Raw genomic sequence first — 2,555 nt, forward strand, 5'->3', positions numbered from 1 at the left:
CGCGGCCCCCAAAAAAACCCCTTTTTTTTTTTTTTGTGGGGCCGGGGGGGTTTTTCGGGGGGGGGGGGGGGCCCCCGGGCGCCCCGGGCCCCCAAAAAAAGCCGGGCGGCGCGCGGCCGGCCCCGCGACCGGATCAGTTGAAGGGAAACGGCAATTGAGCACGCTAGCCCTTTCTCAAATGCGGGCCATGATCCGACCGATCCGCGCCGTTGCCGCCCCCGGGGTGGATGTCTCGCCCCTTCGTTTGCAGGGACGAAGCGACTAGGCTGGGGGCATTGATCTTGTCCGGGCCGCGTGTCGCGGCAGCGCTATCGGGCGATCAATTCTGGCCGGCGCCGTCGTTTGCCGATGCGAAAATGCGGTCGGGTTCGCTTGATTTGTCCGTCCATCGTTCTTGCGTTTGATGGGCAGAATTTGGCTTCCCTTCTGATCGGTCCCGCCGTTTTCCAATGCTGTGGTGGGCGGTGGCAGCCATGGTCATCGCCGTCAGTTCGGTCATGGGCTCGCGTCCAACGCACCCTCGATTGGCTGATCAGGCCCGAGGGACGGCAAGAGCCTCGATCGCCTTCCCGCAACAGCTCACGCCTGCTTTTTTCCCCTGCCGCCAAGTCGCGGCATTCCTCGCGGAAGACAAAAAAACAGGCTTTCGCCGTCCTCCGCTGGTGCTGCGGGCCTGAAGGCTGCGGGCCGATCGCTCCCCGGGCCAAGGATCGCCATCGAGGCTGCGATGGGCGCGGCCCGAACAACAGACAGACGGAGATGACCATGGCGACCATCGGCACTTTCACCGCTTCGGACAACGGCTACACCGGCTCGATCAAGACGCTGACGCTGAACATCAAGGCCAAGTTCGTGACGTCCGAGAAGGACAACGACAAGGCTCCCGACTACCGGATTTTCGCAGGAGCGACCGAATTCGGCGCCGCCTGGAAGAAGACGGTTCGCGACAGCGACCGCGAATATCTCTCGGTCAAGCTCGACGATCCGAGCTTCCCCGCTCCGATCTACGCCTCGCTGGTCAAGGTCGAAGGCGACGAAGGCTTCACCCTGATCTGGTCGCGCCGCAACGGCGACTGACGCCGGGGATCATCGGCCCCGCCTCCTCGGAGGCGGGGCCTTTTTGCGTTTTCTGCGCCGCTTTTAAGAGTAAGGAGAAGAGCATTTTCTGCCTCCAAGGGAGGCGCGCAGCCGGGAATTCGCGGCGCAACTTAAGCCGGTTCGACGCCCCGAGTTGTAAGTTAATTGAGCTTTTGGGTGCGCTTTTGTTGGGTGGATCAAGAGCTCAAGCGCCATCTGCGCTATCGATTGAGGCGCCGGATTCGACTTGATAGCCGGCTCCAGGAGCAGGCCTCAGATGCGAAATTGAGCCGCTTTCCCGGCGAGATAATCGGTTCTGGATCGCGAGACATTCGAGAGGCAACGCATACGTCGAAGCGTCGCCCAGCGCCGTTTGTGCGGTTGAATGGGGCTCTGCGGCAAGGCCCGGCTCCTTCGTCCGAAGAGGGACGATTCCCTGCTTATGGCGCTACGACCTATGGCAGCCGTCCCTCATCCGAAACCCTCGCACGCTTCCTTTTTTCCCCGCCGGCAAGCCGGCTCCTCGCGGCCGCTTCGCTGCAAAAAAGGAGCGGGCTCGGGTGCGCCGCTGCGCTTCGCCCCTAGGGTTCGGATGCTGGCCGGTCGCCATGACGGTCTCGCCATCGCAGGGCATCGGCCCCCGCGGCAACGAAGGAGACAGACCATGACCGCGATCGGATTCGTCACCCGCACAATTTACGGCGGCTTCAGAGGCCAGCTCAAGTTTCTGCCCATCTGCGCCGACATCGACATCGTGCCAAACCGCGATAAGTCCGGCGATGACCCGTCAGACTTCCGCATCTTCACCCAGGGGCTCGAGGTCGGATCCGGTCGGATTTTGACCGGCGAGAGCCGCGGATCGGACTACGTCAACCTGTCACTCGCCGCGCCCGGCCTGGGAGGCCGGGAGCTCCGCGCTAACCTTGGTCGAACGGTTGGCCTCGGCGGTGACGGCAGCTTCTTTCTGATCTGGAATCCCGTCGACTAGGTCAAAATCTTGGGCTCCCACGCATCGCGTGGGAGCCCTTTCTTGCTTCCCGGAAATCAGGTTTTGAATATCGCCGACTGGTGCAAGAGCACTTCCAACTGGGCGTACGCAGAAGAGCAAGCGCGGCTGAACAGCCTGCCAGACATCCCTTTACGATCGAAGAAATGCACTCGTACGCAGCGCCATTTTGCCTGGAGCTGAAGGTCGGGCGATGGCTTTTTCTCTTCGGTCCGATGCAGAAGATCGCTCCATCGCCTTTGCAATTTACGCCAATCTATGGACCGCCCAGAGGGCTGAAATTGATGGCTTGGACACGTGTCGAGCGGCCAATTTTTTCGCGTGCCTCGTGGATCAGCAGATGCGGTCTTGGCAGGATGAGGAAGGGTTAGCGAGTAGCCTGGAGCAGAGGGAGTGACGGCTCTTCAAATCGGGCTTCGAAATAGCGGTGCACGGGGATAATGCGGCCGTGGCCAAATCCGGAGCCTGGTGC

Annotated in this window: 3 protein-coding genes; 2 read left to right on the top strand and 1 reads right to left on the bottom strand. The window is 61.7% G+C overall.

Features of this window, described 5'->3' with window-relative positions:
• Window positions 1–319: 319 nt before the first annotated feature.
• Entirely contained in the window at window positions 320–499 is a 180-nt protein-coding gene (locus AC0L3X_RS46850) for a hypothetical protein (RefSeq protein WP_473317579.1), read from the bottom strand.
• 266 nt (window positions 500–765) lie between these two features.
• Here AC0L3X_RS46850 and AC0L3X_RS46855 point away from each other — a divergent pair, with 266 nt between their 5' ends.
• Both AC0L3X_RS46855 and AC0L3X_RS46860 read left to right on the top strand, forming a co-directional pair.
• The gene (locus AC0L3X_RS46855; RefSeq protein ID WP_473317580.1) at window positions 766–1,077 is read left to right on the top strand and encodes a DUF736 domain-containing protein; all 312 of its coding nucleotides are present in this window, start codon (window positions 766–768) and stop codon (window positions 1,075–1,077) included.
• Between the two features lie 664 nt (window positions 1,078–1,741).
• Complete coding sequence (locus tag AC0L3X_RS46860; protein ID WP_473317581.1) at window positions 1,742–2,065, top strand: DUF736 domain-containing protein; 324 nt, start codon at window positions 1,742–1,744, stop codon at window positions 2,063–2,065.
• Window positions 2,066–2,555 lie beyond the last annotated feature (490 nt).

The organism is Bradyrhizobium sp. MI1.7 (assembly GCF_055811795.1).